Source organism: Eggerthella sp. (assembly GCF_048329335.1).
In the GTDB taxonomy this organism is placed as follows: Bacteria; Actinomycetota; Coriobacteriia; order Coriobacteriales; family Eggerthellaceae; genus Eggerthella; species Eggerthella lenta.
Genome location: NZ_DBFEGU010000174.1, coordinates 1 through 26,082 on the forward strand (window position 1 = coordinate 1; position 26,082 = coordinate 26,082).

A 26,082-nucleotide genomic window follows, 5' to 3' on the forward strand; every position below is an offset into this window, starting at 1 on the left:
CCATGGCCCACGCCTTCGTGAGCACGGGCTCGGGCATACCCTGGTCGAGATGCAGCGACACGATCTTCTCGGTGTGGGCCGCCAAACCCGCGTAAGAGATGTTCGGATCGAGGTCGATATCGTTCATGTGCGGATGCGCGCAGTACTCCCGATGGATGGAGGTCATCGTGCGCCGCAGCGTGTCGTCCCACCGCTCTCCCGGCACCGGATCGGTGTCGAGCGTTTCCATGAAGCGCGTGAGCACCGCCACCAGCACCTCCTCGCGCGAGGAAAAGTGCGCGTAGAACGCCATGGCCGACACGCCCAGCTCCGCGCCGAGGGCACGCATCGTGAATGCGCCCATGCCGTCGCGATCGATCATGCGATACGCGGTATCCACGATGACGTCCCGGGTCAGCCCGCTCTTCCGCTTCTTTTCGGTTTCCGCATCCACGCCGCGTCCCTCCTGCCAGCACCTCGTTTCGCCCAGCATAGCATGAGCATGCCCGGCCGCGAGCCCTCCCGCCTCCTTCGCATGCGAAAACCAAGAGGAGCCGAAGCGCGCTCGCTACGGCTCCTCTTCCGAACAGGCCGATCGGCGTTACGCCGCGGGATTATGCGGCCAATCGTGGCAGTGCATGCACTGGTTGTCGGTGATCTCCTTGTCGCGCGCATGGCAGTTCACGCAGGAGTTGTACCCTCCGTGGAGGGAGTCGTGCGGGTTGCTCTGCTCGTAGGACGAAGTGGTCTCGGCCAGCGCCTCGTACGAGCCTCCATGGCAGCTCAAGCACTGCTCGTCGGACACATACGCACCGGTGCCGTCGCCGGCAGCGGTCTGCGTCGTCTTGGCCGACGAGCCGTCCGCATCGGCGCCGGGTTCTGATGTCTGCGGCGCACATGCCGCCAACCCCAAGGTCAGGCAAAGGACAAGCGCAACCGTCGACAACGCGCCTACCGTGGATCGTTTGACGTTCAACATGGCTTTACGCTCCTTTCACCGCATGCTCGGCGGCAACGTAGCCGAACGTGACGGCGCGTCCGATGGACGTTCCAGGGATATGACGGGGGTAGTTGCCGGCGAAGAAGTTGCCCGACGCGTTGCCCACGGCGTACAGCCCCTCGATCACCCGGTCGTCGGTATCGAGCACGCGGCACGAACCGTCGATGGTGAGCCCGCCCACCGTGGCGAGCACGCAGCTGTTCGTGGTCAGCGCGAAGAAGCGCGTGCCCGTGAACGGGATGGTTCCCGCCAGGTCGCGTCCGAAGTCCTCGTCCACGCCGGCCTCGAAAAACCCGTTGTACCGCGCGATGGTGTCGGCGAGGCCCTGCGGGTCGACGCCGCAGGCGGCGGCCAGCTCTTCGGGCGTTGATCCCTCGAACAGCCAGCCCTTCTGCTTGAACTCCTCAACCGCGTCCTCCATGCCCTCGAACATGGTATCGTCGAACACCTGCCAGCAGCTCTTCCCGAAGTCGGGCTGGGCGTTCTGCGCGTTCGACACGCTTTGGAAGGGCAGATCCTCGCGCACGAAGCGCTTGCCGTCGCCGTTCACCATGAGGGCGAAGTACACGGCGTTCCACGTGCGCGCGTCGTAGAACGAATCGGGATTGCCCCAGCGGAAGTTCATCACCGGCTGAGGGCACGGATCCATCTGCGCGCCTGCTTTGATGCCCATGAGATGCCCGTCGCCCGTGGTGCCCCAACCGGGGTTCCACCAACTCGACGAGGCATAATCCTCCGGACGCGTCCACGCTTCCATGAGCTCAGGGTTCGCATCGTAGCCGCCCGTGGCCAGGATCACGCCTTTTCCGGCGTTGATCTGCACGTACTCGTCGCCGCTCTTGGCGATGACGCCGCCCACGCGTCCCGAACCGTCGCGCACCAGCTGCACGCCCGGCGTGCTGAAGCGCAGGTCGAGGTTGTCGTAGGCCTTCGCCACCTCTTGCATCTCGAGGCACACGTAGATGCCCGAATAGCCGGAGCGCACTCCGGCGTCGGGCGGCAGCGAGGGGCTGTCGTAGAAGCCCAGCTCCGTGTCGATGAGCGGGGTCAGCGCCGGCATGCCGCAGGTGGAGGGAGCCTGCTCCACCTTCGAGATGACGAAGCCGTTCTGTCCCTTGTCGAGTTCGGCCTGCCAGAAATCGGTAGCCTCGCCCGAACGGTCGACGTAGGTGCGTATGGGTTCGGGGCGCACGCGCCAGTACGCGCTGCGGTACATCTCGTCCAACAGCGCCACCTTGTCGATCTCGGTGCCCTCCTGGCACTTCGCCCCCACGGCGCCGAAGCACTCGAAGCAGCCGCGGCCCTTCGTCATCTTCTCGATGCAGATGACTTTCGCGCCCTCTTCGGCTGCCTTGAGGCTGGCCATGAGCCCGGCGATACCTGCGCCCACCACCACGATGTCGCAATCCTCGGTCGAAGCGATGTCGCTCGCGGCGATGTCGCGGTCTTCGAAGCCGACCGGCCCGCGCGGCCCCGGGCATGCCGCCTTCTTCACCGGCACAAGCGCCGTCTCGCACGCAAGCTGCCGATACGCGTCCACCGATTCGGCGACGGGCGCATCGTCGGCGAAGGCGATGCCCGTCGCGCCCAGCGTCCCCAGCGTACCAGCAGAAAGGCCCGCCAAGCCGATCCCCTTCAGGAACGAGCGACGCGATACGTCGTACTCTCCCATAGTCCCTCCTTGTTCGTTTTTCTTTACAACGTAAAGTGAATGGTAACGTGTTTTATTTACGTTGTAAAGTAAGAGCTTGCGAATACGCCGCGTCGAGCAGCAGAGCGCGAAAAGGGATCCCGCAGGATCCCTTTTACGAACAGATGTTTCACGTGAAACATCCGCGTTACGGAGGCGCCGCGCGAAGCGGCGGGCGGGCGGCGTAGCGCTACTTCCTCACACCGGACATGGTTTGCTCGACGATGCTGTCCATCATGTCGGGGGTCAGCATGCCGCTGATATAGCCGAAGATGTTGCCGTCCTTGTCGATCATGAACGTCGTGGGGAACGACAAGATGCGATAGCCGCTGAACATCTCGCCCGTCGTGTCCATGAGCACGGGATACGTAATGCCCCGCTCGTCGATGAACGCCTTCACGTCGGCTTCGGACACGTCGCTGTTGTTGGGACGGCTGTCGGTTTTAGGATTCGCCACGCCCAGCACCACGAGGTCGCCCTCGTTCTCGCCACGATCCCGGTACAGCTTCTCGATGTCGGGGATCTCGCGCTGGCACGGCCCGCACCAGGTGGCCCAGAAGTTGAGGAACACCGTCTTGCCGCGGTACTCGTCCAGCGAGTGCTCTTCGCCGTTCTGGTCGACCAGCTTGAGGTCGGCCAGCGGCGCCGCCTGCGCATCGGCCTTGCTCGCAGCGCCATCGCCCGAGCCGGCATCCTTGCCCGCATCGGAAGCATCGGACGAACCGCCGTTCGCCCCGTCGCCCTTCGCCTCATCCGCGCCCTGGTCGGCCGGCTGCTCCTGCGCAGCGGGCGCGCCGCCGAACGACGACAGATAGCTGGTCACGCCGTTCATCCACCCGGTCACGGTCATCACGCCCATGACGATGAGCAGCGCGCCGCCCACCTTCACCGTATACTTCACCACGTTGCCGTGCGTACGGAAAAAGCGCAGCACCTCGCCCGTGAACAGACCCACCGCCAAAAACGGCAGCACGAAGCCGATCGTGTACACGGCCACCAGCCCGAAGCCTGCCGCGGCCGAAGCGCTCGACGACGCCATCAGCAGCACGCTGGCCAGCACCGGACCCACGCACGGCGTCCACGCGAAGCTGAACGTGAAGCCCAGCACCAGCGCCACCAGCGGGTTCATCGCGAACCTATTCAGCCGAAACGGCAGACGACGCTCCTTCTCCACCGCCTTCGTCTTGCCGAACGCGCCCAGCATGTACAGGCCGAACGCCGCCATGATGACGCCGGCGACGATCGAGAACACGCGCTGGTTTCCGGTGAAGAACTGGCCGAGCGCCGTGAATCCGAAGCCCAGCAGGAAGAACGCAAAGCTCACGCCCACGACGAAGAACAGCGTGTTCACGAACACCTTCTTACGCGGGTACTCGACGGTCCCGTCATCGTTCGTCTTCGCCGCGCCGCCTGCCAGATAGCCCACGTACAGAGGAATCAGAGGCAGCACGCACGGCGAGAAGAAGCTCAGCAGGCCTTGCACGAACACGGTGAGCACGGGAATGCTCGTTTCGAGGGAGAAGCCCATGATCTCCTCCTAGCCCTCTGCGCCGGACGATGCCGGCCGACCATCGAAAGGCACGACGCCGTCGGAGCCGAATATGCGGTCGTCGATGTCGGCGATCGATATTTGCGCAAGACGTTCACGGCAACGCTCGTCTAAATCGAGGAATATGTCGTCCATGATGCCCGCCATACCGGATGCCACAAGGCATTTCATGTCCATATCGCCGCTATGCCAACCGGATTGCACAAATCTGATGTTGAGCGCATCGGCCACCATGTGCAGGTCGACCGCCGAAGCGTCCCCTGCAAAACGGTAGCCGCCCACGTTGCCTTCGCGCGTGGTCACGAACCCGGCGCGCTTGAGCGGAGCCATCACCTTGCGCACACGCGCCGCGTTCGTACAGATATTCTTGGCCAAAGCCTCGCTGGAAACGATGTCCGCCTTATGGTTCAGATACACCAGCGCGTGCACCGCAACAATGAAATCGCTGTTCATGATGCTGCTCCGTCTATGACAAATCAACTGTTTCACTTCTTTATACAGTAACTTTTGTACAAAAGAAAGATACAGTTGAGAAATCGAGCCGAAAAACCCGCAAAGAACAGGCGAGGGCGAATCATCGGCCCGAAAACACGCTTCCGAGCCGAATTCCGTGTCTTTGGGCCGATGATGAGCCCTTCCGACCGCTATCGCCTCAAGCTCGACAATATTCCGGGCCGCGCGGGCGGGTTCGGCAGATGGATCAGCCGCGGTTCGAAGTCGAACAGCTCCTCGGTGGACACCGTCGAGTTCACCGTCAGGCAGCTCTTCAAGCACGCGTCGGCGCACAGGTTGCACTGCACGCAGTCGGCCGCCGAGAACTCCAGGAAGCTGCCCTCCCCCTCCGCAGGCACCAGCTCGCTTTTGCGCAGCGCGCCCGTCGGGCAGAACACCGTGCACATGTTGCACGAGCTGCACGCCTGCGTGTCGATGGATACCGAGCCGAACAGCCGCGTGTCGATCTCGGGAACCGTCGGCGCGCCCAACCGGTCCATCGCATCCAGCACCAGCATGCGTCGCTGCGGGTTGAACTGCGGCAGCGTGCCAGCGTCGGACATGCGCAGCCGCTCGCGCAGCGACGGCGCAGCGTTGTCGTTCTTGAACACCATCACCTCGGCCGTCTTGCCCGCGGCGTCCTTCGCCCGCGTGCGCGCGCTGGTGAAGAAGCCGCGGCGCGACTCGCCCAGCAGCGTGCGCTTGTCTTCGAGCAGCACCTCGTCGGGAAACGCCGACGCGCGCCGCACGCGGACGTCCGAGCCCTGCGCAGCCATGAGCTCGTTCGCCGAAGCCACCGTGGCGTCGATGCCCGGCACGTTCGAGCGGAACTTGCACGTGGCGCACGTGCCGTCCACCAGCACGATATCCTCCACGCCGCGCGCCGCAAGACCCAGCAGCACGCTTTCCTCCATGCGCGCGAGGCAGGGCACTTCGGCGTACTTCGCCGGGTCGGCCAGGCGCTTCGACGCTATGCGCGCGCATGCGAACACGGCCTTCCCGCCGGTTGCCGCCACGGCGGACGCCACGCTGGAGGCGAGGTCCTCGTCCAGCGGGCGCAACGGGATGAGCGCCTCCACCGGGCATACCGTGGTGCAGGCGCCGCACGCCACGCATCCCTCGCCGTCAAGCTCCAACACGTTGTTGGCCGCGAACACCGAGCCCGTCGGACAGGCGTCCGCGCATTTCGCGCACGACGCATGGCGGTTGCGCACCACCACGCAGCGATCGCTCGCCAGGTACACGGCCTTCGACTCCAGCGCCTCGGCCACTTCCACGATGTCTACCAGGTTCGGCATGCCAATTCCTCGTCTCGTCTTCCGCTACTTCTCGAGAAACGTCTCCTCGATGGCGCGCAGCTCCTCGGGCGTGTTCGCGTTGATGAAGCAGCCGCCCATGGGCTCGGCCTCCAGCACGCGCTCCTGCGGGAACTCGCACACCTCTACGTCCGCGAAGAACCCTTGAGCGCGCTTCTCGCCGCGGTCGAGCGCGGCGCTCACGGCCGGCAGGCAGCCCGCGCGGCGGTACATCGCATGGAACGGCTCGAACCCGTGCTTGTTCACCGGCACCACCACATCGGCGCCCGTCTCGTTCATGGCCAGCGCCTCGGCCACCACGAGCGACGGGGAAGCGAACACCATGTCGCAGGCAACCACGGCCACATACGGGTTGCGCGCAGCCTCCAGCGCCGTGTACAGGCCCGGCAGCGCGCCGCGCACGTTGAACGCGTCGCACACCAGCTGGATGCGGTACTGCGGGAACTCGGCGTGCAGGAAGGCCAGGCGCTCCGGCTCGTTCGTGGTGATCACGAGGTCGTCGGCAACCGGCCCCAGGCGCTCCACCAGTCGGCAGATCAGCGGCCGGCCCGCGAACGGCACGGTCGCCTTGCTCTGCCCCATGCGCCTGCTCTCGCCGCCCGCCTGGATGACCACGGTCACGCGCGGCCGCACGAAACGCTGCTCCACGAAGTCGGCGAGGCCAGCAATGTCGTCGAGCGCGAACGCCGGCACGTGGTACAGCTCGGCGGCATGGCGCGCCTCCTCGATGTCGGTGACGACGGCCACCGTGTCCGACGTCGGCAGCTTGTTCGATATGTCGGCGTAGTCGGGATGCTGCGTCTTGAAATGGTCTCCTGAAGCCCTCTCGACCCGCTGCGCGGCACGGCTCAGCTCCTCGCGCGCCGCATCGTCGTCGGCCGGAGGCACGGTGCCGCGGGTGAACTGGGTGAAGTCGGTGCCCAACGGCCAGCCGCAGCGCGCGCCCTCGGCGAACACGTCGGCCACCCGCGCGTCGGCGTCGTTGCCCGAGCGCATGATCTCGATGGTGGGCAGCCCGCTTTTGCGGTACCCCTCCACCACCACGATGTCGTGGCCGGGCATGCTGCGCACGATGTCCGAGCACTCGATCTCGCCCTCCACGGACTTGATGCGGGCGATCTGCCCGGGCGCGGCGATCACCGTCTCGCGCGCGCCAGCGGCGCGGTGGCGGTACGAATCCTTCCCGGGATAGTCGATGTCGAAACCCACGTGGCTGTGATGCTTCACGCTGCCCACGTCGCGCCCGCGTCGCACCAGCTCGGCGATAAGCTGCTCAATGAGCGTCGTCTTGCCTGAATTATGCCGCCCGACGATAGCCAGGGCGGGGCTCGGTATGTTGACCATGCGCTCCCCCGTTCGTTCGGCGCACAGTATAGCACGAAGCGCCGCCCGCACCGGGAAGGAGAGCCGGGGCGCGCTCCCCCGCACGCCGGAAGCCGCGCCAAAAGGCGCGGCTTCCGAGGGAGGGAGGGTATGGCAGGTTGAAGAGCTACGCGGTCGCGGCGTGCTTGCCGGCCACGCGGCCGCTGGTCATGGCGTTGCCCATGTTGTTGCCGGCCGAGGGGCAGTTGTAGGCGTTGCCGTAGCGCTCGCCCATCGTGTTGCCCACGGCGTACAGACCCTTAATCACCTCGCTCTTCGAAGCGGTCAGCACCTGGTAATCGCCGTTCACGCACAGACCCGCCAGAGTGTTCAGGCCAGGGCCGTACAACCTGTTCGTACCCTGCGTGGCAATGAAGAACGGACCTTCGTCGATGGGGATCAGCAGGTTCTCGGGCTTGCCGAAGTCGGTGTCCTTGCCCGCGGCGCACAGCTCGTTGTAGCGCTCGACGCTGGTCTTGGCGTTCTCGAGCGCCTTGCCTTCGAGACCGGCGTTCTTCAGCGCGTCTTCGAGCGTGGCTCCCACGAATATCTCGTTCACGAACGGGCTCGTGCGGTTCGCGATCTCCAAACCGCGCACTTCCACCGTGCCGGCAGCGGGATCCGCCGCCTCCATCTGCGCCTGGAACTCCTCGATGCCCTCGGGGAAGCCCCAGTTGGGAGCGCCGTGATCGAGGCCGCCCGCCTGGATGTAGCTCATGTACTTGCTGTCCATGATGGCGAAGTTGCCCACCATCTTGGCCTCCGGGTTGATAGGCTGGCGGCACGACTGCGCCAGCACGAGGCCCGCGAACGATTCGTTCATGAAGCGCTGGCCGTTGCAGTTCATCCACAGACACGGCGTGGAGCCCCAAGGGCCGAACGAGATGGAGGGCGCGTCGCCCGCAACCGGGCGGGGATGGCTCTCGATGGCGCCGCCCGCCCAGCACCCGATCTTATGGCCGGATCCGTCGCAGTCGGTCATGCCCATGAGCTCGGCGCGGTCCACGCCGTGGCGCTCGGCGTTCTCGGCGCATTCGGAGCACAGCTCCCACACCATGTCGGTGTTGCCGCCGAAGTCACCCGTGGCCAGGATGACGCCCTTGGCCGCCTCGAACTTCACGTAGTTACCGTCGGCGTCCTCGGCGATGATGCCCTTAACAGCGCCGTCGGCATCCTGCACGCAGCGCGCCGCGGTCTGCCCGCAGAACCATTCGGCGCCCAGGTCCTCGGCCGCGTCGCGGCAGTATTCCTCGATTTCGGCCAGACGCGAGATGCCCGTCTTCTGCTTCTTGCCCACGGGCTGCTCGTTCTTCGTGCCCACCGTCTGCACCGTGGACGCCCACATCTTGTAGCCCGAAACTTCCACGGGGTAATCGGCGCCGCTGGGCTTGTCGTAGGCGATCTGCACGATGCACTGGCCGCCCTCGTAGTCGAACACGTCCGATGTGTCGGGGATCAGCGAGGCCAGGTTGTCCATCATCTCGCCGGAGTTGTACACGAACGAGCGGATAACCTCGGTGTTGCAGCGGCCGTTGGCGCGGCGCACGTACTCGTTGACGATCTCGTCGAGGTCGTACGGGCCGAAGCCCCACGCCTCCAGCATCTTGGAGTTGTACGAGCAGATGTCGTCGCCGCGGTAGACGATCTCGCCGTCGTTGTGCTTCTCGATGACGGCGACCTTCGCGCCTTCCTGCGCCGCTGCAAGCGCCGCCTGCGTGCCGGCGTGGCCGCCGCCCACCACCACGACGTCGAAGCTTTTCGTCTCTTTGATGTCGGCGTCGGCGATCTCGGGCGCGCTTCCCAGCCAATCCTCGTCGCACATGTAATAGGTCGGACGCGCGACCGCCGCGTCGGCGGACGACACGTCGCCGCTCTTGGCCGACGCGGACGACGCCTGCGGCGCGCATCCGGTCAGCCCGGCCATCGCGCCGAGGACGCCGGCGCTGGCGGCACCCACCAAGAAGTTCCTGCGAGAAAGTTCCATGTTCCCCATCTCCTTTGCGTTGTGCTTCGTACCCTGCGACCCCATCTTTGCCCGAACCGACGCACGCTTCCATCCGAAAAAACGTTGATTTGCGTTTCCGCAGATGGCGAATGCTTCTCAACGGTTTTACGTAGACGCCTCAACGCCGATTGTTTGCGCAGGTGAGATGCGCGGATGCTATAATGCGACGCACGGCGAGGGAAGGAGGCGGCTATCGAGACGCAACGCGAAACAACGGGCAAGCTCGAACGCGGGCGGGCGGGCGAAGGGCTTTCCCTACCCGCTATGACAGCGCTCATCGTGGGCGTCGCCTGCCTGTTCTCCACGCTGCTCATCTATTCGGGAACGGTCATCTCGTTTCTGCGCTTCGAGCATACGTTGCTGTTCGTGGGCACCTTCGCCGAAACCACCCTGTTGGCGGCCACGCTGTTCGGCGCGCTGTTCCTCGGCTTGTCGCTGGCGGGAAAGCGCCTGCCGTCCATGCTGCTGGGCGCCGGGGGCGGCATGCTGTACCTGTGCTGCGCGCTCGCGTTCGCGTACTTCTCCTGGTTCGGCAGCTTGGGTACGGCGCTGCTCATCGCGCTTGCCGTGGCCGCCGCCCTCGGCGACGTGTGCTTGGCGCTCACGTGGGGGCGCATATGCGCGCGTTTCAAAATCAAGCGCGCGCTCGTCGCCGTTTCCCTTGCCAGCATGCTATCGGCCGGGATCTGCTTTCTGTACGCCGTGCTGCCCCTGCCAGGCGTGACGGTGCTGTTCGTGCTCAGCTCCATCGCGGCCGTCATCGTCCCTCTCGCGTTCTCGGGAACGGCGGACGGCACCGTGCAGACCACCCCCGAACGAGCCGAGGGCCGCACGACGGGCGCCACCCTGGCCTCGCTGGCCGACGTGATCGTCGCGCCCGGGCTGGGGCTGCTCGTGTTCGCGTTCGCGATGGCCGTCATGCGCACCGCGTTCAACGAGAGCCAGGACGCCTACCTGGCCGCGCTCGCGCTCGATGCCGCGGCGCTGCTGGCGTACACGACCCTGCGCAAAAAGCGCTTCGCGCTGCGAGGCGGCATGCACCAGACGTTCCTGCCGCTCATGGCCATGGTGCTGCTGGCGGCCACCAGCATCTCGGCATCGGTGGGCAGCGGTTCGGGGCTCGTGTCGTTTCTGACCTACGCGCTGTACGCGCTGGCGGCTATCCTCACGCTGGCCACGCTATGCGCCATCGCGAACGCGGGCGAGTTCTCGGCCGACCTCGTGTTCTCCACCGCCGTGCTGCTGTTCTGCGCAGCCTCCTTCGCCGGCCAGAGCTTCGCAAGCGCGCTCGACGACGACCTCGTCCATGTGGCGGTGACGGTCACCACCACGCTGTACGCGTTCGTCATGGTGCTCTCGTCGTACGTGCGCCGCACCCGCGATGCGCACGACGAACAACGCGCCGCCGAGCACGCCGAGGACGAGGCGACGCCCGCAAGCTCGCCCGACCGCTGCGCCCAGCTGGCGGACGCGCACAACCTCACGGCGCGCGAGCAGGAAATCCTCGCCTACCTCGCCGAAGGCCACAGCGGCGCCTACATCTCCGACGTGCTGTTCATCTCGCCGAACACGGTGCGCACCCACATCCACAACATCTATCGCAAGCTCGACGTCTCCTCGCGCGAGGACATCCTGCGTCTGACGAAAGGTTGATCTCGGTCGCACCGAGCCGAATACGAACTCGTCGGCATCGTCGCCCCAGCTCAGCTCCCCGCTCGTTGTTCGCCGAAAATATATGTTGTGATTTCGTGAAGAGGGGTGGTATAATAATCCGTGCATTTACAGAGGCTTTGATGCTTCGGTAAAGATAAGGGTTCTGTTTTTTGGAGGGGGCAGAACCCTTTGTCTTTCTTTGGGACGTTCGCGTCCCATTTTTTATGCCTGCGTTCCGCGCTATGCGGCATCGTCCAGCACGTCTTCCAGGAACGCTTGATCCGTTTCAAGCACCCCTAACACGATGTCGGCCAACGCCCGATAGAATCCCGTGCGTGCAACGCGTTGCACGTCGTCGGCGAAATCGGGAACCCAGTTCAGCAGATGCTCCTCGAGAAACGCACGGCGAGCCTCCAAAAGGTTCGCGCACGATCCATCGTCCCCCGCTTCCAGCGCCTCGGCGGCGCGCTCTCCCAACAGCTGCATGAACTCCAACTCGAACGCCAGATGATCCTCGGGCTCGCACGCTTCGTCCACCAACACCACCTTTGCCGCACGGTACGCCGCCAGCACTTCGTCGCGCGCATCCTGCATCAGCAGATGCTCAGGCGAGGTGTATACCGACTCGTACGGAAAAGCCACCTGCTCTCGATCCTGCGTCACGCCGATGAACGTATGCAGGAAGTCCACGGCCAAATCGCCGCGCTGGCGCTCTCCGCCTGCGTTCAGATAAGCGCACAACCCTCGATAGCCCGCATCGAGATGATCGTTGCCGCTCGCGGCAGGAAACCTCATCGCGCGCAGCCTCCCGAGAGCCTCGTCATCCACCTCGGTGCGCAACAAACGCGCCACGAACCCGTACGCCGCACTCTGCTGCCGGAGCGCCTCGGCCAAGGCGCGCATTCCCTCGTCAATCATCATGCCTCCTTCGCGGCAACGCCGCTTTCGTCGTCTTCTCCATCGCGCAGCGCTTCCAGCAAGTCGAGACCGCGCTCCGTGACATGCCAGGCATCGGCCCACTCCATTGCATCTATGCGCTCCAGCTCGCCCAGGAAATATCCGGCGAACAAGCGCGGATTCTGCACGAGCGGATGAGGGTCGATCACCGCGTCGATGGCGCTTTTGTCGCGCGGGCATTCGGCGGCGAACTCCAGCAAGGCGCGATACACCGGCAGGTAGACCGCGTCCTTGGCCAGCAGCGCCTGCGCCTTCGCGCCGATAGGATCGGAATCGAGATACGCAACGCCGGCTTCGGTGATCGCCCATACGCCCTCGGCCGGCGCAGTCGTCACGAAGTTGCCGTCCTCGTCCACGGCAAGTTCGGGTTCCTCTCCCGTTTCAAGGGCAGCTTGCGCCGCTTGCTCTTCCTCGCTGGGTTCGTACGCCAGCGCGCCGTAGCGCTCCAGCAGCGCGCGCAGCTCCGCCGGACGATAGACCGAACGGTTGCACCGGAGCACCTCGTCCATGATCGAGTCCAGTTCGCTGGGCGTGCGCGGCGTACGGCACGCTTTCAACGCGGTCATCAGCACCTTCTGGCATCCCGGTGCGGCCTTGAACACCTCTTCGACATTCATTGCTCCTCCTTCGTATCGCGCTCGGCCGCAGAAGGCTCGAGCAGGGTTTTCTTGGACAGGAATGGAAACGTGATGGCGTGCACGGGACACGCGTCGGCGCACTCGCGGCACTTCACGCACTCGTTGAGCGGAGCGGAAGCCGCCCGATCATGCAAGTCGATGCCTTCCGGGCACGCGTCGGCGCACCGATGGCAGCGCTCGCCGTGAGCCGCATGCAAGCACGTCCCGACGTTCGCCTGCGGCCGGAACGTGCGGTTGCCGCGCGACACCAACGACAGCAGCGCTCCCAGCGGACAGAACCGATGGCACCATTTCCGCAGCACTGCCAACTCCAGCACGAGCATGGCTGGAAACACCAGAAGCGACCAGGTGACCTCGTTGAACTGGAACACCCTCCACACCACGACGAGCGTTCCGAACGTCAAACCGACCGGGCACACAAGGCAGAACACCGGGAACCCGAACGCAGCCGTCGAGAGGATGGCCCCGCCCAGCACCCAGTTGCGCGAATCGCGCAAGCCCCCGCGCTCGGACGCCGGGACATCGAGAGGCCCGGAATCCGGTGAAGAAGCATCGCGCTTCGAGGCCTTCTTTCCTCGAAACACCCGTCTCAACAACGGGACGGGACAGCCCCAGGCGCAGAAGGCCCGGCCCAACAGCAGCGTCAGCGCTACGACCACCGCCAGCCCGATGAGCAGGGGCGGGACAACCGTTCTCGAAGCAATGGCCGCCTCGACACCGCCGAGCGGGCAGAGCGCCGCAATGTCCGCGATGCCGAACGAGCTGGGCGTGCCGGTGCCGGTGTGCAACGCCAGCCCCAAGCACACGAGAGCCGCCACGCCGAGCGCGCTCAGCACGCGCAACGTCGACGCCCTCACGCGCCGCTTCCCTTCCCGTTTCATACGATCATCTCGCTCTCGCCCTCAACCGTCGTCCTCCCCAAACGCTCGTAGCGCTCGGGCGCCACCACGACAACGCCCCGCCGAGACCCGCCCGCGAACGAACGGTACACGAGCGCGGGGCACACGTTCTCGCACACGCCGCAACCGTTGCACTTCGCTGCATCGATCACCGGATGCCCGACATCGTCCAACGCGATCGCCTCGTACGGGCACGCCTTCTCGCATTCGACGCATCCTTCGAAGTACGCGATGCAGCGGTCCTTCTGCACCACCGCCACGCCCAGCTTGTCGCGCTGGGGATCGAACGACCCCAACGCCCCGGTCGGGCAGGCCGTCTGGCACTTTCCGCAGAAATCGCAGTACCCTTTGTGGAAGTCGAGCACGGGGGTGCGAGCTTGCAGCAGCCCATCCTCCACATGCGCTACCCCCACCACGTTCGTCGGGCATGCCGAGCGACAGCGGTCGCACTTCACGCATGCAGCCACCAACGCGCCTTCGTCCTGGCCGCCCGGCGGTCGCAGCAGCCCGCCCTCGCCCGCGAAGGCGATCGCCGAGGCGCCCACGCCCGCGAGCGCGGCCGTGGCGGCGGTGAATCCCAGAAAGGCTCGCCTTGTGTAGTCAGCCATACTCTCGCCTTGCTTTCATCCTCGAACCCGGGCGCCGCGCGATACGGCGCTCGGGGGATCTCCGGTTACAACGCGAACCCGAAGTAGTTCGCCACTGCCGTGCCTACCAGCCACATCACCGCGCGAACGGCGACGGAGCCCACCAGGGCGCCCGCCAGCGCCACCACGCCCAACGAAAGCGCGCCGCCGGATTTACGCGCGACCAGCACGCCGCAAACCGCCGGCGCCGCAGAACCGCACAGCACCACGGCCACCCAGAAGAGCGCGGCCTGATCGCCGAAGGCGGTACCGCTGACAAGGCCGAACGCCACCGTCAACACCAGCGACAGCGCACCGCCCGCCGCCGCGTACACGCCGGCTTTCTTCACGTCGCCCTCGTCAACCTTGAGCGCCGCACACAGCACCAGGTACAACGCCGCACCTGTCGCCAGCGCCGTTCCCAAGTAGGCCAACGGAAGCGCGACGGTGTTCCAGACCGGGCGCGACGTCATCATGTACGACACGCCGCAGGCGAACGCGAACGCCACGGCCAGCACGATACCCGTCGCGGCGAGCGCCTTGCGGGCTCCGGATGATGCCTCGCGCTTCACCAGCAGCGCGTATACCGCGATGCAAACCGCCAGCAGGCCCAGCAGCAAAGCTTCCAGGAAGATGCCCGCCGTAGGATGAGCCAGCACCGCCATCATGCGATCGACGTGCGACAGGTGCGTAGCCGACGCGATGCCGCCCACCACCAGCAGCGCCACCGCCACCGCGCATGCCGGCAAGCGCACCTTCGACGCCGCGCCTCCGCGAAATTCATCGAGGGCCGTGCAGGCGAACAGTCCGGCACCGCATCCCGACAGCACCGTGAACAGAACCAAAGACCACTGGATCGTCATGGCTACTCACCTTCCTTCCAAGCGGCGCGTTTCGGCGACAGAATGTAGTGCGTCGCCGGATGGTTCCCCACATCTTGCAGGGTGTGGATGCTGGCGGGATCGGCCGCGGCAAGAGCCTTCGACGCATCGGACGAGGGGTCGTCGATATCGCCGTAGAACCGGGCGCCGGCCGAGCACGTGCGCACGCACATGGGAAGCTCGCCGTTCTTGGACAAATGCGCGCACAGCGTGCACTTCTCCACCACACTCTCGGCCGCGTTCCATGAACGCACGCCGTACGGGCAGGCCATCATGCAGTATTTGCAGCCGATGCACTTCTCCTTGTCCACCAGCACCATGCCGTCGGCGTCGCGATAGCTGGCCCCGGTGGGACACACGTTCACGCAGGGCGCATCCTGGCACTGCTGGCACATGGTGGGCAGGAAATACATCTCCAAATCGGGATATTCGCCGAAAGGCCCGCGTTCCACCACCTTGTTCCAGTACTCGCCCAATGCGATATTGTTCTCGTTCTTGCAGGCGATCTCGCAGCCGTGGCAGCCGATGCAGCGGTCGAGATCGACGACGATAGCGTAATGAGCCATTATTTGAACACCACCTCAGTGGATTCGCTGAATTCAGGCATCCACGGTTCGAAATCGGTCGGGTTGATCCATGCGCCTTCAGGCGCGCCTTCGGGAGCCGGGTACACCTTCACCGTGAAGCCGCGCAGCGTGTACGTGCCGTGCTCGGGGCTGTAACGCCCGTCGGTCTTGGTGAGGATGTTCACGTTCATCTCAGTCCAGGCCTTGCTCGGCGTGTCGGTGTCCAGGTACTCGGGATTCCAGAAGCGTTCCATGTGCACGGCGTCTTTTGCGATGCCCGCTGTCACATGCGCCTTCCCGCGCACCTTGCCGCGACGGCTTTCCACCCACACCCACTGCTCGTCCTCCACGCCGTACTTCTCGGCGGTCTCGGGATGGATGCTGACCAGCGGCACCGGATACAGCTCGCGCAGATACGGAATGTTGCGCAACGTGCCGTGATGGTAGTGCGGAATGCGTCCCTGGGTCAGCATGATGGGATATTCCGTATCGGTGAGGTTCGTCTCCTCGGGCTCCAGATAGTAGATCAAAGGATCGTAATCTTCGTCGGCCGGCGGCATGACGTAGGATTTGCCCTCGGCGCTCGCCCACGGCTCGCCCGTGCGGCCTAGCATGAGCGTGCCTTCCGAATACGGCTCGACCTTCTTGGACGGCGTGTTCCAGCCCTTCTCCTTGCCCGTCTTCGGATCGATGGTCTTGTAGGTGTAATACGTCAGGTAGTCTTCCTTGGAGATCCACTCGTACGTGCCCATCTCGGCCAGTTCGTCCCAGCTCATAGGCAGCGAGCCCATATGGAAGTCCATCATTTCCTGCTGGCCGCGCCAGTACACCAGATCGGTGCCCAGCGTTGCCAGGTATTCCTTGTCGAAGGCCTTCTGAGCGAACGGATTGCCCAGCTCGGCGCAACGATGCGCGATCTCCGACCAGATGACGCCCTCGTTCACCGTTTCGTACAAGTGCACCACCGGCTGGCGGATGATGATCTTGTTCGCGTGGGCGATGGTGAAATAGCTCTCCAGCCACTCCTGCGTGGGCAGAACGTAATCGGCCGCTTCGATGGTGAAGGCCGTGGGGTACATGTACAGATGGCAGATCATCTCCATCTTGTCGATGATCTCGGACAGCTGCCCCGCGTTGCCGATCATCGCATGCTTGTTGCCAGAGCGCTCCATCCAGTTGCGCGGCTGGTACGGCTCGCCTGTGGTGATGGCCTTGAACACCGTGGGGATGTGCGCATGCGACCAGATGCCCAGGCCCTTGTGCTCGCGATACCCTAGGCGCTTCTCCAGCATATCGCCTGTGACCAGCGTGTTCATAGTGCCGAGATCCACCTTGTTCGGCGGGTCGGGGAAACGCTGCAGCAGCGCGCCCGGCTTCTCCACGTTGCCCAGCAAGAACTCCAGGATGCAGGCGCCTTCCGTACCCTGGGCCGACTGAGGGCTCATGTCGGTGGCCACGCCCAGAACCAGGCCGGACGGCGCGTTCTCCGCGTAGATGCGGATGGCCTTCTCCACCTGGTCCTTCTCAAGGCAGCATACCTCGCAGCCCTTTTCGAGCGTCCATTCGTCCACGCGCTCCTGCAGCAGCGTGAACGCCGTGGGGTATTCGACGCCGTCGATCTCGTACGTGCCGAAGAACGCGGGGTCCAGCGCTTCGTCGTACGGCCATGGCAGCGCCTTCGCGGAGTTCGTCTTCTGATCCCACACCACGAACGTCTTTTCCGCATCTTCCGCATCGGCTTCGCCCAGGCCCACTTCGTAGGCGCGCAGCATCTTCTTCGTATCGGTGTCGATGAGGTACGGCAGGTTCGTCCAACGCTTGCAGAAATCTTCGTCGTACAGCTTGTTCTCGATGATGTAGCGGATCCACGTCATCATAAGCGCCACGTCGGTTCCGGGACGAATGGGCAGCCACACGTCGGCCATAGCCGCATCGGGCGTGAAGCGAGGGTCCACCACTACCATGTTGAGCCCCTGCTCGCGTGCGCGCAGCTCGGCAATGGCGCGCCCCGAACCGCTGGGCGCGTGGTAGCTGGTGCAGGTGCCCCACATGACCAGCGTCTGGATAGGATTGTCCTCCGGGAAGTACAGCGACGAACAGCCGCCGTACTTGGAATCGGCCATCGACGTGGTGCCCGACTTGCTGCCGCCGTACATGAGCGAGAACGTGGCCATGCGCGGCAGGAAGCACTGCGCGCAGCCCGGCTCGAAGATGTTCGGCGATCCCAACGCCTGCGTGAAGCGACACGGCGAGCTGAAGTGCGGGTTCCCGCCGCCGCCCGTAGAGGTCACCAGCGACTCGCCGCCGTACTTGAAGAAGTCCTGCGTGAGCTTCTGCGCGATCTCCTCGATAGCCTGATCCCAGCTGATGCGCTCGAAGCTGTTCGTGCCGCGCTCCCCCACGCGCTTCATGGGGTACTTGTTGCGACAGGGGTTGTACAGCGCTTGGATGCCCGAAAGGCCCTTCGCGCACAGGCCTCCGCGGCTGATGGGGCTTTCCGGATTGCCTTCGAGCCGAATGACGCGTCCGTCGCGCACCGTCGCGATGACGGCGCAGCTGCAGATGCACGCTTGGCACGAGGTGTAGACCTTCTTTGTTTGGGAGGTCGTCTCGTCGGCATGCGCTTCGCGGAACGTCGCGCCGTCGACCGCCGTCGCGCCGAATGCGGCAAGCGCTCCGGTGGCGGCTGCGGCTTTCACGAACCCGCGCCTCGACATGTTGAGCTGACTCATACACATCGCCTTTCTCTCTCGTCTCCTTACGGCCGCAGGGGTAGAACGTTCCTGCGACCTTCACGAGAGAGATTGTGCGCGCGACGAAGGCGCTCGCCTATCGCCTGGAAGGGCTAAACCGGCTGACTGCAGGAGTAAACTGTCTTTTCATCAGGAGAAACAACCCTTAGACAAAGCAATGGCCGCAGAGGCGGCCATCGAGGGGAGGCGAGATCGTTAACGGCTCAGCGCATCACATGCTCGGTGGCGTCGATGAACTCCTGACGCGTGTGCACGCCCGTCTTGGCGTAGATGCTGCGGATATGCGCCTTCGCAGTGTTGTCGGAGATGACCAGCGCCTCGCCGATGGACTTCGCATCGCGGCCGCGCAGCATAAGCTCGAACACTTCGCGCTCGCGTGCAGTGAGGTTGTGATCGGCCGCGAACCCATCGGCATCGACCCCGGACCCCATCTCGGCGATCACCTCCTCGGAAAACATGTCGCGAGAGTCGTCTGCGACGACGGCATCGCGAACGACATCGAGCCCGTCCGATACCGACGATTTCGGGGCCACCGCTTCGACCGCCAGCCATCCCGCGCTGGTGATCTTGCGCACATCGCTTTCCCTGAAAATCAGCATGGATGCTGCCACCAGCAAAAACGCCAACACCAAGCCGACGATGAACGACTCAGAGCCATCCATCTCGGCAAGCGGGTAACCCTGCCCCACGACGAGCCCTGCCAACGAACCGAGCGCGAAAACCGAGCGTCCGTACCCGAACACCTGAATCGAACTCCAATAATCGCTGCGAGCCAAATACGTCAGCAAGCACCACATGAACAGAGAGAACAAGCAGTACACCAGCACGATCACCGCCGCAGCGGCCATATTGCCCGCATCCGACGAGAACACCACCACCACGGCCAGCACGAGCATGAGCACGAGCGGGTAATACGCCACGCCGAAATCGAACGATTTGAGCAAGCTGCTCACCAGCACCAACACGAAGCTGACCAAAATGACCAGCGACACGCCTATCGTGCCGCTCGCTAACGACGCCTCGGCATCTTGCAGGGCGAAAGCGCCCTTCGACAGGTTCGCCATGAACGTGAGCAGGAACACCACTACGAGGAAGCGCGCGAACGCGAAGACGCTTGCACGACGCGTGGCCGCATCGATGTCGGCCGCGCGGCGACGCACAAGTCCGCGCGTCGCGTCCGCGTCGGACTCGAACAGCGTCATCAACGCGGCGGCCAACGGCAATAGCGCCGCCACCAACAGCGCGATCTGCGGCACAGTGCCCACCACGAAGAAGAAGACGAGCCCGGAGGCCAACTCGGACAGCGCCGTGTTCGTCACGGCCACCACCGGACGCGTCGCCGCGTAGATCTGACCGGCGCGTACGGCAATGAACGCGGTGCCGACGCCCGTTAGGAGCGCTCCCGACACGAACAGCAGGTTGGCTCCGTCAAAGAACAGAAACGCGCCCGCATATTCCATCAACATGCCGACCGACGAGATTACGCCCGCAAGGCACATAACGCCCTTGCGCGCCAAAACGAGAGAAGCCTTTTCATGGAACAACGCCAACAGAGCCGCGACCAGCGCGAATGCAACGGTCGACCAAGCATACATGGAGAACGAGCACGATGCGGACCCTGTCCCGTTCGCTACGTAGCTCCAGATCGGCGCCGTATACACCACGAGGATCCACGAACGCCAGAAACAGTACGTCAGGTATTTCGCCGCCGGCCAAGCCCTCATACGTCCCCCTCGCCCCTTCGGCACCCGACATCACCCGTCAATGCCGTCGCCATACGTCCCATAGTACTTCATACGCTCGCTTCGATACGTTCGCGGCAAGATTAAACTCGCAAGCGAGAGGAGTAAACTCCCCTGCCCGCCTCCCCTACAGCGGCCGTCTGGCTTCGATAGCGCGGCCGAGGGTAACCTCATCGGCGAACTCGAGGTCGCCGCCGACGGGCAGGCCGCTGGCGGGACGGGTGACGGCGATGCCGAGCGGCTTGATGAGTCGGGCGAGGTAGGTCGCCGTGGTCTCCCCCTCAACGTTGGGGTTCGTGGCCAGCACCACTTCGCGCACCTCGTCGGATGCGAGGCGCTTCATAAGCTGGGCGATGCGCAGCTCGTCGGGGCCGATGCCCTCCATCGGGGAAAGGGCGCCGCCCAGCACATGGTACACGCCGTTGTACACCGCGGTGCGCTCGATGGGCGGGATGTCGCGCGGCTCGCTGACCACGCAGATGATGCCTGCGTCGCGCTTGGACGACTGGCAGATCTCGCACAGGTCGTCCTCGGCGTAGTTGAAGCAGCGCGAGCAGAAGCGCACCGTTTCCTTCACCTCGGCGATGGCATCCGACAAGCGCAGCGCCGTAGCCTTATCGGCGTTGAGGATCCAGTACGCGATACGCTGCGCCGACTTCGGCCCCACGCCCGGCAAGCGCTCAAGCTCGTCGAGCAGTTTCTGAATGGACGGCGCAGCGTACATGATCGCGATTCTCTCCGAACCTGGTTACATGAGGCCCGGGATGTTCAAGCCGCCGGTCGCGGCGTTCAACCGCTGGGAGCTGATCTCGGACACGCCGCGCAGCGCCTCGTTCACCGCGGCGGCCACCATGTCCTGCAGCATCTCGACGTCCTCGGGATCCACGGCCTCGGGGTCGATGACGATGCTGTCCACGGTCATGTCGCCGTTCGCAACCACCTTCACCATGCCGCCGCCGGCGGTGGCCTCGAACGTCATGTCCTTGATCTCCTCTTGGGCGCGCGCAAGCTCGGCCTGCATCTTCTGCGCCTGCTTCATCATGGCGCCCATGTTACCGCCGCCGCCGGGAAAACCGCCTCGTTTCGACATCGTCGTCTCCTATCTGTCATGGTCGTTTCGAACAAGCCGCATACGTGCGGCGAACTAGCTGTCGCGCTATTCTCTCACTTCTTCGACGCGCACGCCATCGCCGAAACCGGCGGCCAGAATGGCCTGCAGCTCTTCGGGCGATTGCCGCACCGCAGGCTCGGGCGTCGCCGACGTGCGAGCATCCACCGGAGTCGGAGCCGGAGCCGCGGGAGCCGGGGCGGCAGCAGGCGTCGGCGCCGAAGCTGGATTCGGAGCAGGCGCGGGCGTCGGCGCGGACGAGACGTAACCGTCATCGTACGGAACCACCTCGTCCTCGTACGGAGGTATGTCGTAGTCCGGCACGGGCATCGGGCGCGGCGCGGGAGCAGAAACCGCCGGAGCCGCCTGCTGAGGCTGCTGCGGGCGCTGGGCCGGAGCAGGCGTCGGACGCGGCGTCGGCGACGGCGCGGAAGCCGACGTCGGCGCAGGACGCGCGGCCGGAGCCGCCGCCGTGGCAACCGCGCCGCCCTGCGCATACGCGAAGTGCAACGACTCGCCGCACGCCTGGTTGAGCGCGACCGACACCGCTTCCTGCACGTCGGGCTTCTGCACCGCCTTGAAGGCGAACGAGTTCTCGGCCGGGAACTCGATGATCAACGTGTCCTTGCCCGCGTCGTACACCGCTTTCGTGTTAAGGAACAGCACGCCGTAAGCAGCCTTGTTCTTCTTGAGCGTCGCCAGCACCGCCTGCCACACGCGCTGCAAGGCGGCCGGATTCTGCAGGCTGGCCTTGAGCTGGTCGGAGGGGGCCGCGGCGGACGGAGCCTGAGATTGCATCACGGGCGATGCGGGTCGAGGAGCCGAAACGCCCTCCGCCCCTTGCGGCGGGACGCCGCCCGCCTCGCGCGACGGCGCCGCAACCTGCGGAGCAGCGACGGGTTGCACCGACGCGGCAGGCACCGCCCCAGCGCGTTCGGCCGACGATGCGCGATCGGGACCAGGAGCGGAAGCGGGAGCCGCGGAAGGCTGGGAGGCGGGCATCGGAGCCCCCTGGGTCGCAGGGGATGCAGGCGGAGAAGCCGGCACGGGCGCAACCGAAACCTGGGAAGCCGAAGCCGCCGCAACCTGAGGGGCGGCAACCGCGGCAGCCCCTCCCCCGATCACGTGCGCAACCGCGGAGTGCCCGCTCTCCAGCGCCTCGATGCGCTCGGCAAGAGCCTCCAGCGTCAAGTCGGAATCGGGCCGCACCATGCGCGTGAGCGCGATCTCGAACGACAGACGCGGGTTCGTCGACGTCTTCAACTCGGCCGACAGGTCGCCCAGCACGCCCAGCAGGCGCGCCAGGCGGTCAGGGCCGAACAGCGGCAGCTCGCTCGCAAGCTCGCGCCGCACGGTTTCGCTCACCTCAAGCGCCACGTCGGCGCCCGCCAGCGACAGCACGTACATGTTGCGCATATGCTCGGCCAAATCGCGCACGAACTGCGCCAGATCCGCACCCGTTTCCACGTACTCCGCCGTCCAGCGGAAGCACGAGGCCACGTCGCGCGTACCGATTGCGCGCACGATCTCGGCCAGGTCGTTCGTGTCGATGGAGCCCAATAGCCTCTCGGCCACCTCCATCGTCACCTTGCCCTCGCCGAACGCGATCAGCTGCTCGAGCGACGTCAGCGCGTTGCGCATGCCGCCTTCGGCGCGATGGGCGATCAGATCGAGCGCCTCGCCCTCGAACTCCACGTCCTCGGACACGCAAATGGCACCCAGGCGCGACACGATGGACTCGGCCGAGATGCGGCGGAAGTCGAACCGCTGGCAACGCGAATGGATGGTCTCGGGCACCTTCTGCGGATCGGTGGTGGCCAGGATGAACACCACGTGGCTCGGCGGCTCCTCGAGCGTCTTCAACAGCGCGTTGAACGCCGCCGTCGAAAGCATGTGAACCTCGTCGATGATATAGATCTTATAGCGCCCGCGCGTAGGAGCGAACTGGACGCGACCGATGATCTCCTCGCGCACGTTCTCCACACCCGTACGCGACGCGGCGTCCAGCTCGTAGACGTCCGGATGTTCGCCGTTCGCAATCATCACGCAGTCATCGCACGTGCCGTCAGGCTCGGAGGTAGGGCCGCATTCGCACAGCAAGGCTTTCGCCAGCAGACGAGCCGTGGTGGTCTTGCCGGTGCCGCGCGGACCCGTGAACAGGTAGGCGTGGCTCACCTTGTCCTGTTCGATCGCGTTTTTGATCGTGCGCTCTATATGCTCCTGACCGACAACGTCTTCGAAGATCTGCGGCCGGTATTTACGGTAAAGTGCCTCTGCCATCGCGTACGCCCTCTTCCCTGCTACTCCGTTTCGGACTCCGCCTTCGCATGAGCGCCGTGCGGCATCTCCTGAACCGCCTTCGCGACAGGGGCCGCATGCTTGCCGGAGAGCCCTTCTTCGACTGCCGCATGAGCGCCGCGCAGCTCGAGCTCCTCGACCAATTCGGCATCGATCTCGGCTTGGGCCTGCGTGCGTCCGTCAGCCGTCTTCTTCTTGCGCGAGCTCATAGCGGCCTTGACGGCGCCGATGATAGCCGGAGCCACCGACACGGCGACAATGCCCAGCACGATGACCTCGAAGTGATCCTGCACGAGCGGAATACCGCCGAAGAAGTATCCCACCAAAACGAACAGGCTGACCCAGGCTATGCCGCCGATGCAGTTGAACAGCGTGAACTTGCCGAAGTTCATATGGCCGGTACCCGCAATGAACGGGGCGAACGTGCGGAAGAACGGCATGAAGCGCGTGATGACGATGGTGAGCCCGCCGTATTTGGCAAAGAAATGGTCGAGCTTGCTCATGCGTTCAGGCGTGAGCGCTTTCACTTTGCCGGAATCGATGATGCGCACGCCGAAGAACCGCGCGATCCAGTAATTCGACGTGTTGCCCAAGATAGCGGCAACGTAGAACACGATGAGCGTAGCCCAGACGTTCAACCCTCCACCGTCGGCAGAGAACACGCCCGCCGCGAACAACAGCGAATCGCCCGGCAAAAACGGGAAGAACACAAGACCCGTCTCCACGAACACGATGAGAAACAGCGGCGAGTACACCCACAGCGGCCCCAGCGCGATGATCCAGCCCGCGATAGCCCCCCGCGGATCCGAGAGCAGGTTGACGAAGAAATTGATGATGTCCATGTCGTCCTCGCGGTCACAGCCCGATACAAAAAAGTATCTCGAATAGGCAGGGGCGCTCGCCAGCGGTCCCTTATGGCTGCTTCCTCCCGGACCTGACCAGGTTCGGAACATGGCGCCGCCCCGGCCCATTCGAGATACTCAAAACAACAACCGTTCCAGTATAAAGGAAGCGCAAAATCCGGTCGAACCCCAACCCTCTGAAGCAACCAAAAGCACACAGTCTCGACCATCGCGTTCGCCGTCGAGACCGCAGGAATCCTTTGCCTTGCGGTGCCGCGCCATCGCAAGCCGTCGTCTTTCCAGCTAAGTTGATCGAACCCGATCCTCTGCAGAACACCCAGATAGATCCATTCGTTTCCAACTTGGCGATCGCCCTTCTTCATTTCGTTACCGGAATCTACGTAAGATGATTATTCGGCATTCGTGGAACAATCAATGCATTAGAGGAGGAAGCGATGAAGGCAACCGATCAAATCAAGCACGCGGCCTTCGAGAAGACGCTCGATTATCTCTTGGAAGACCCCGAGCGCAACGCCACCAAGATCATGGATATGCTGGACAAGGTAGCACCTGCCGACTTGTTCCCCAGTCAGAGGACCGCCTTCCGCAACGCTATCGACCAGCAGAGCAATTGGCACCAGCTCATCACGCGCGTGCTCGAGCTGAATCCCGCGATGCGCAACGACTTCATCAAGACGTTCCTCGTTGACGGCAACCTCATGGCATGGCCAAAGCAGGAGACCATGCGCGAGAAGCACCGCTGCAACGTGCCCTGGGCCATCCTCATGGATCCTACGAGCGCCTGCAACTTGCACTGCACCGGTTGTTGGGCCGCCGAGTACGGTCACCAGGAAAACCTCTCCTACGACGAACTGGACTCCATTATCCGCCAAGGCACCGAGCTCGGCACCTACGTGTACATCTACACGGGCGGCGAGCCGCTCGTGCGCAAGCGGGATCTCATCGCGCTCTGTGAAACGCACCCCGACTGCTCGTTCCTCTCGTTCACCAACGCGACGCTCATAGACGAAGAGTTTTGCCAAGATTTGCTGCGCGTGAAGAACTTCATTCCCGCCATCAGCGTGGAAGGCTTCGAGGAAGCAACCGATGGACGCCGCGGCGAGGGCACGTACCAAAAGGTCGTCCGGGCAATGCGCCTGCTCAAACAGCACGGGCTCCCCTTCGGCGTCTCGTGCTGCTACACGTCAGCCAACGCCGATTCCATCGCCTCCGAGGAGTTCTTCGACTGGATGATCGGCCAGGGCGTCCTATTCGCCTGGATATTCACCTACATGCCCGTAGGCGTGGACGCGCCCGTCGAACTCATGGTGCAAGCCGACCAGCGCGAACGCCTCTACCGCTTCGTCCGCGAGATGCGCAGCAAGAAACCGCTGTTCACCCTCGACTTCCAAAACGATGGCGAGTTCGTGGGCGGATGCATCGCCGGCGGACGACGCTATTTGCATATCAACGCCGCCGGCGACGTGGAGCCGTGCGTGTTCGCGCACTACGCCAACGCGAACATACGCGAGACGACGTTGCTCGATGCCCTGAAATCTCCGATCTTCATGCAGTACTACGAGCGGCAGCCGTTCAACGACAACTTGCTGCGCCCCTGCCCCATCTTGGAGAACCGGGACGTGCTGGCGGACATGGTGGAAACCGCCGGCGCCCACTCCACCGACCTGCAGGCGAAGGAAAGCGCGCGCGACCTGTGCGCCAAGTG

Annotated in this window: 22 protein-coding genes and 1 other RNA gene; 2 read left to right on the top strand and 21 right to left on the bottom strand. The window is 64.4% G+C overall.

Annotated features, from left to right (window positions below; genetic code table 11):
- The 8 genes from ACMO6A_RS05710 to ACMO6A_RS05745 form a co-directional block, all read right to left on the bottom strand.
- Nucleotides 1-433, bottom strand: a 433-nt coding sequence (locus ACMO6A_RS05710) for a TetR/AcrR family transcriptional regulator (protein WP_418470891.1), incomplete at its 3' end; no start/stop codon positions are given.
- A gap of 147 nt (nucleotides 434-580) precedes the next feature.
- Nucleotides 581-958, bottom strand: a complete 378-nt coding sequence (locus ACMO6A_RS05715; RefSeq protein ID WP_035586345.1) for a cytochrome c3 family protein — start codon at nucleotides 956-958, stop codon at nucleotides 581-583.
- Between the two features lie 4 nt (nucleotides 959-962).
- Nucleotides 963-2,651 carry an FAD-binding protein gene (locus tag ACMO6A_RS05720; RefSeq protein ID WP_035586342.1) on the bottom strand — a complete coding sequence of 563 codons (1,689 nt, stop codon included), beginning with the start codon at nucleotides 2,649-2,651 and terminating at the stop codon, nucleotides 963-965.
- 208 nt (nucleotides 2,652-2,859) lie between these two features.
- Nucleotides 2,860-4,197: a cytochrome c biogenesis protein CcdA gene (locus ACMO6A_RS05725; protein ID WP_035586339.1), complete on the bottom strand. Its 1,338-nt coding sequence runs from the start codon at nucleotides 4,195-4,197 to the stop codon at nucleotides 2,860-2,862.
- Nucleotides 4,198-4,206: 9 nt separating this feature from the next.
- Nucleotides 4,207-4,671, bottom strand: a complete 465-nt coding sequence (locus ACMO6A_RS05730) for an RrF2 family transcriptional regulator (protein ID WP_009305145.1) — start codon at nucleotides 4,669-4,671, stop codon at nucleotides 4,207-4,209.
- 191 nt (nucleotides 4,672-4,862) lie between these two features.
- Nucleotides 4,863-6,008, bottom strand: a complete 1,146-nt coding sequence (locus ACMO6A_RS05735) for a 4Fe-4S binding protein (RefSeq protein ID WP_114518505.1) — start codon at nucleotides 6,006-6,008, stop codon at nucleotides 4,863-4,865.
- A gap of 24 nt (nucleotides 6,009-6,032) precedes the next feature.
- Nucleotides 6,033-7,370: a molybdopterin-guanine dinucleotide biosynthesis protein B gene (mobB, locus tag ACMO6A_RS05740; protein WP_114518504.1), complete on the bottom strand. Its 1,338-nt coding sequence runs from the start codon at nucleotides 7,368-7,370 to the stop codon at nucleotides 6,033-6,035.
- Between the two features lie 145 nt (nucleotides 7,371-7,515).
- Complete coding sequence (locus ACMO6A_RS05745) at nucleotides 7,516-9,372, bottom strand: FAD-binding protein (protein ID WP_009609475.1); 1,857 nt, start codon at nucleotides 9,370-9,372, stop codon at nucleotides 7,516-7,518.
- Nucleotides 9,373-9,657: 285 nt separating this feature from the next.
- Between ACMO6A_RS05745 and ACMO6A_RS05750 the strand changes: the two genes are divergently transcribed.
- The gene (locus ACMO6A_RS05750) at nucleotides 9,658-11,046 is read left to right on the top strand and encodes a helix-turn-helix transcriptional regulator (protein ID WP_009609478.1); all 1,389 of its coding nucleotides are present in this window, start codon (nucleotides 9,658-9,660) and stop codon (nucleotides 11,044-11,046) included.
- 240 nt (nucleotides 11,047-11,286) lie between these two features.
- Here ACMO6A_RS05750 and ACMO6A_RS05755 read toward each other — a convergent pair whose 3' ends face one another.
- The 13 genes from ACMO6A_RS05755 to ffs form a co-directional block, all read right to left on the bottom strand.
- The gene (locus ACMO6A_RS05755) at nucleotides 11,287-11,964 is read right to left on the bottom strand and encodes a TorD/DmsD family molecular chaperone (RefSeq protein WP_009609473.1); all 678 of its coding nucleotides are present in this window, start codon (nucleotides 11,962-11,964) and stop codon (nucleotides 11,287-11,289) included.
- Nucleotides 11,964-12,620, bottom strand: coding sequence for a hypothetical protein (locus tag ACMO6A_RS05760; protein ID WP_009609483.1), 657 nt, complete (start codon nucleotides 12,618-12,620; stop codon nucleotides 11,964-11,966). The genes ACMO6A_RS05755 and ACMO6A_RS05760 overlap by 1 nt, the downstream gene beginning before the upstream one ends.
- Nucleotides 12,617-13,498 carry a 4Fe-4S binding protein gene (locus ACMO6A_RS05765; RefSeq protein ID WP_233671128.1) on the bottom strand — a complete coding sequence of 294 codons (882 nt, stop codon included), beginning with the start codon at nucleotides 13,496-13,498 and terminating at the stop codon, nucleotides 12,617-12,619. Before ACMO6A_RS05765 ends, ACMO6A_RS05760 begins: the two co-directional genes overlap by 4 nt.
- Nucleotides 13,499-13,518: 20 nt before the next feature.
- Complete coding sequence (locus tag ACMO6A_RS05770; RefSeq protein ID WP_009305158.1) at nucleotides 13,519-14,148, bottom strand: 4Fe-4S dicluster domain-containing protein; 630 nt, start codon at nucleotides 14,146-14,148, stop codon at nucleotides 13,519-13,521.
- Nucleotides 14,149-14,213: 65 nt separating this feature from the next.
- Entirely contained in the window at nucleotides 14,214-15,029 is an 816-nt protein-coding gene (locus ACMO6A_RS05775) for a dimethyl sulfoxide reductase anchor subunit family protein (RefSeq protein WP_009609485.1), read from the bottom strand.
- Nucleotides 15,030-15,031: 2 nt separating this feature from the next.
- Nucleotides 15,032-15,613: a 4Fe-4S dicluster domain-containing protein gene (locus ACMO6A_RS05780; RefSeq protein ID WP_009305160.1), complete on the bottom strand. Its 582-nt coding sequence runs from the start codon at nucleotides 15,611-15,613 to the stop codon at nucleotides 15,032-15,034.
- The gene (locus tag ACMO6A_RS05785) at nucleotides 15,613-18,345 is read right to left on the bottom strand and encodes a molybdopterin-containing oxidoreductase family protein (RefSeq protein ID WP_009609481.1); all 2,733 of its coding nucleotides are present in this window, start codon (nucleotides 18,343-18,345) and stop codon (nucleotides 15,613-15,615) included. The genes ACMO6A_RS05780 and ACMO6A_RS05785 overlap by 1 nt, the downstream gene beginning before the upstream one ends.
- Before the next feature lie 224 nt (nucleotides 18,346-18,569).
- The gene (locus ACMO6A_RS05790; protein ID WP_009305162.1) at nucleotides 18,570-20,090 is read right to left on the bottom strand and encodes a response regulator transcription factor; all 1,521 of its coding nucleotides are present in this window, start codon (nucleotides 20,088-20,090) and stop codon (nucleotides 18,570-18,572) included.
- A 145-nt stretch (nucleotides 20,091-20,235) separates the two neighbouring features.
- The gene (recR, locus tag ACMO6A_RS05795; protein WP_009609491.1) at nucleotides 20,236-20,832 is read right to left on the bottom strand and encodes a recombination mediator RecR; all 597 of its coding nucleotides are present in this window, start codon (nucleotides 20,830-20,832) and stop codon (nucleotides 20,236-20,238) included.
- Between the two features lie 24 nt (nucleotides 20,833-20,856).
- On the bottom strand, nucleotides 20,857-21,198 hold the full coding sequence (locus tag ACMO6A_RS05800; RefSeq protein ID WP_009305164.1) for a YbaB/EbfC family nucleoid-associated protein: 342 nt from the start codon (nucleotides 21,196-21,198) through the stop codon (nucleotides 20,857-20,859).
- 66 nt (nucleotides 21,199-21,264) lie between these two features.
- On the bottom strand, nucleotides 21,265-23,496 hold the full coding sequence (dnaX, locus tag ACMO6A_RS05805; RefSeq protein ID WP_114516669.1) for a DNA polymerase III subunit gamma/tau: 2,232 nt from the start codon (nucleotides 23,494-23,496) through the stop codon (nucleotides 21,265-21,267).
- Nucleotides 23,497-23,516: 20 nt separating this feature from the next.
- A complete protein-coding gene (locus ACMO6A_RS05810) occupies nucleotides 23,517-24,356 on the bottom strand; it encodes a VTT domain-containing protein (protein WP_114516668.1) in 840 nt (279 codons plus the stop codon).
- 36 nt (nucleotides 24,357-24,392) lie between these two features.
- Nucleotides 24,393-24,488, bottom strand: an RNA gene (gene ffs / locus ACMO6A_RS05815) — signal recognition particle sRNA small type.
- Between the two features lie 323 nt (nucleotides 24,489-24,811).
- On the opposite strand from ffs, the gene ACMO6A_RS05820 reads away from it, so the two are divergent.
- A partial coding sequence (locus ACMO6A_RS05820) for a radical SAM protein (RefSeq protein ID WP_418470892.1) occupies nucleotides 24,812-26,082 on the top strand: 1,271 nt, incomplete at its 3' end.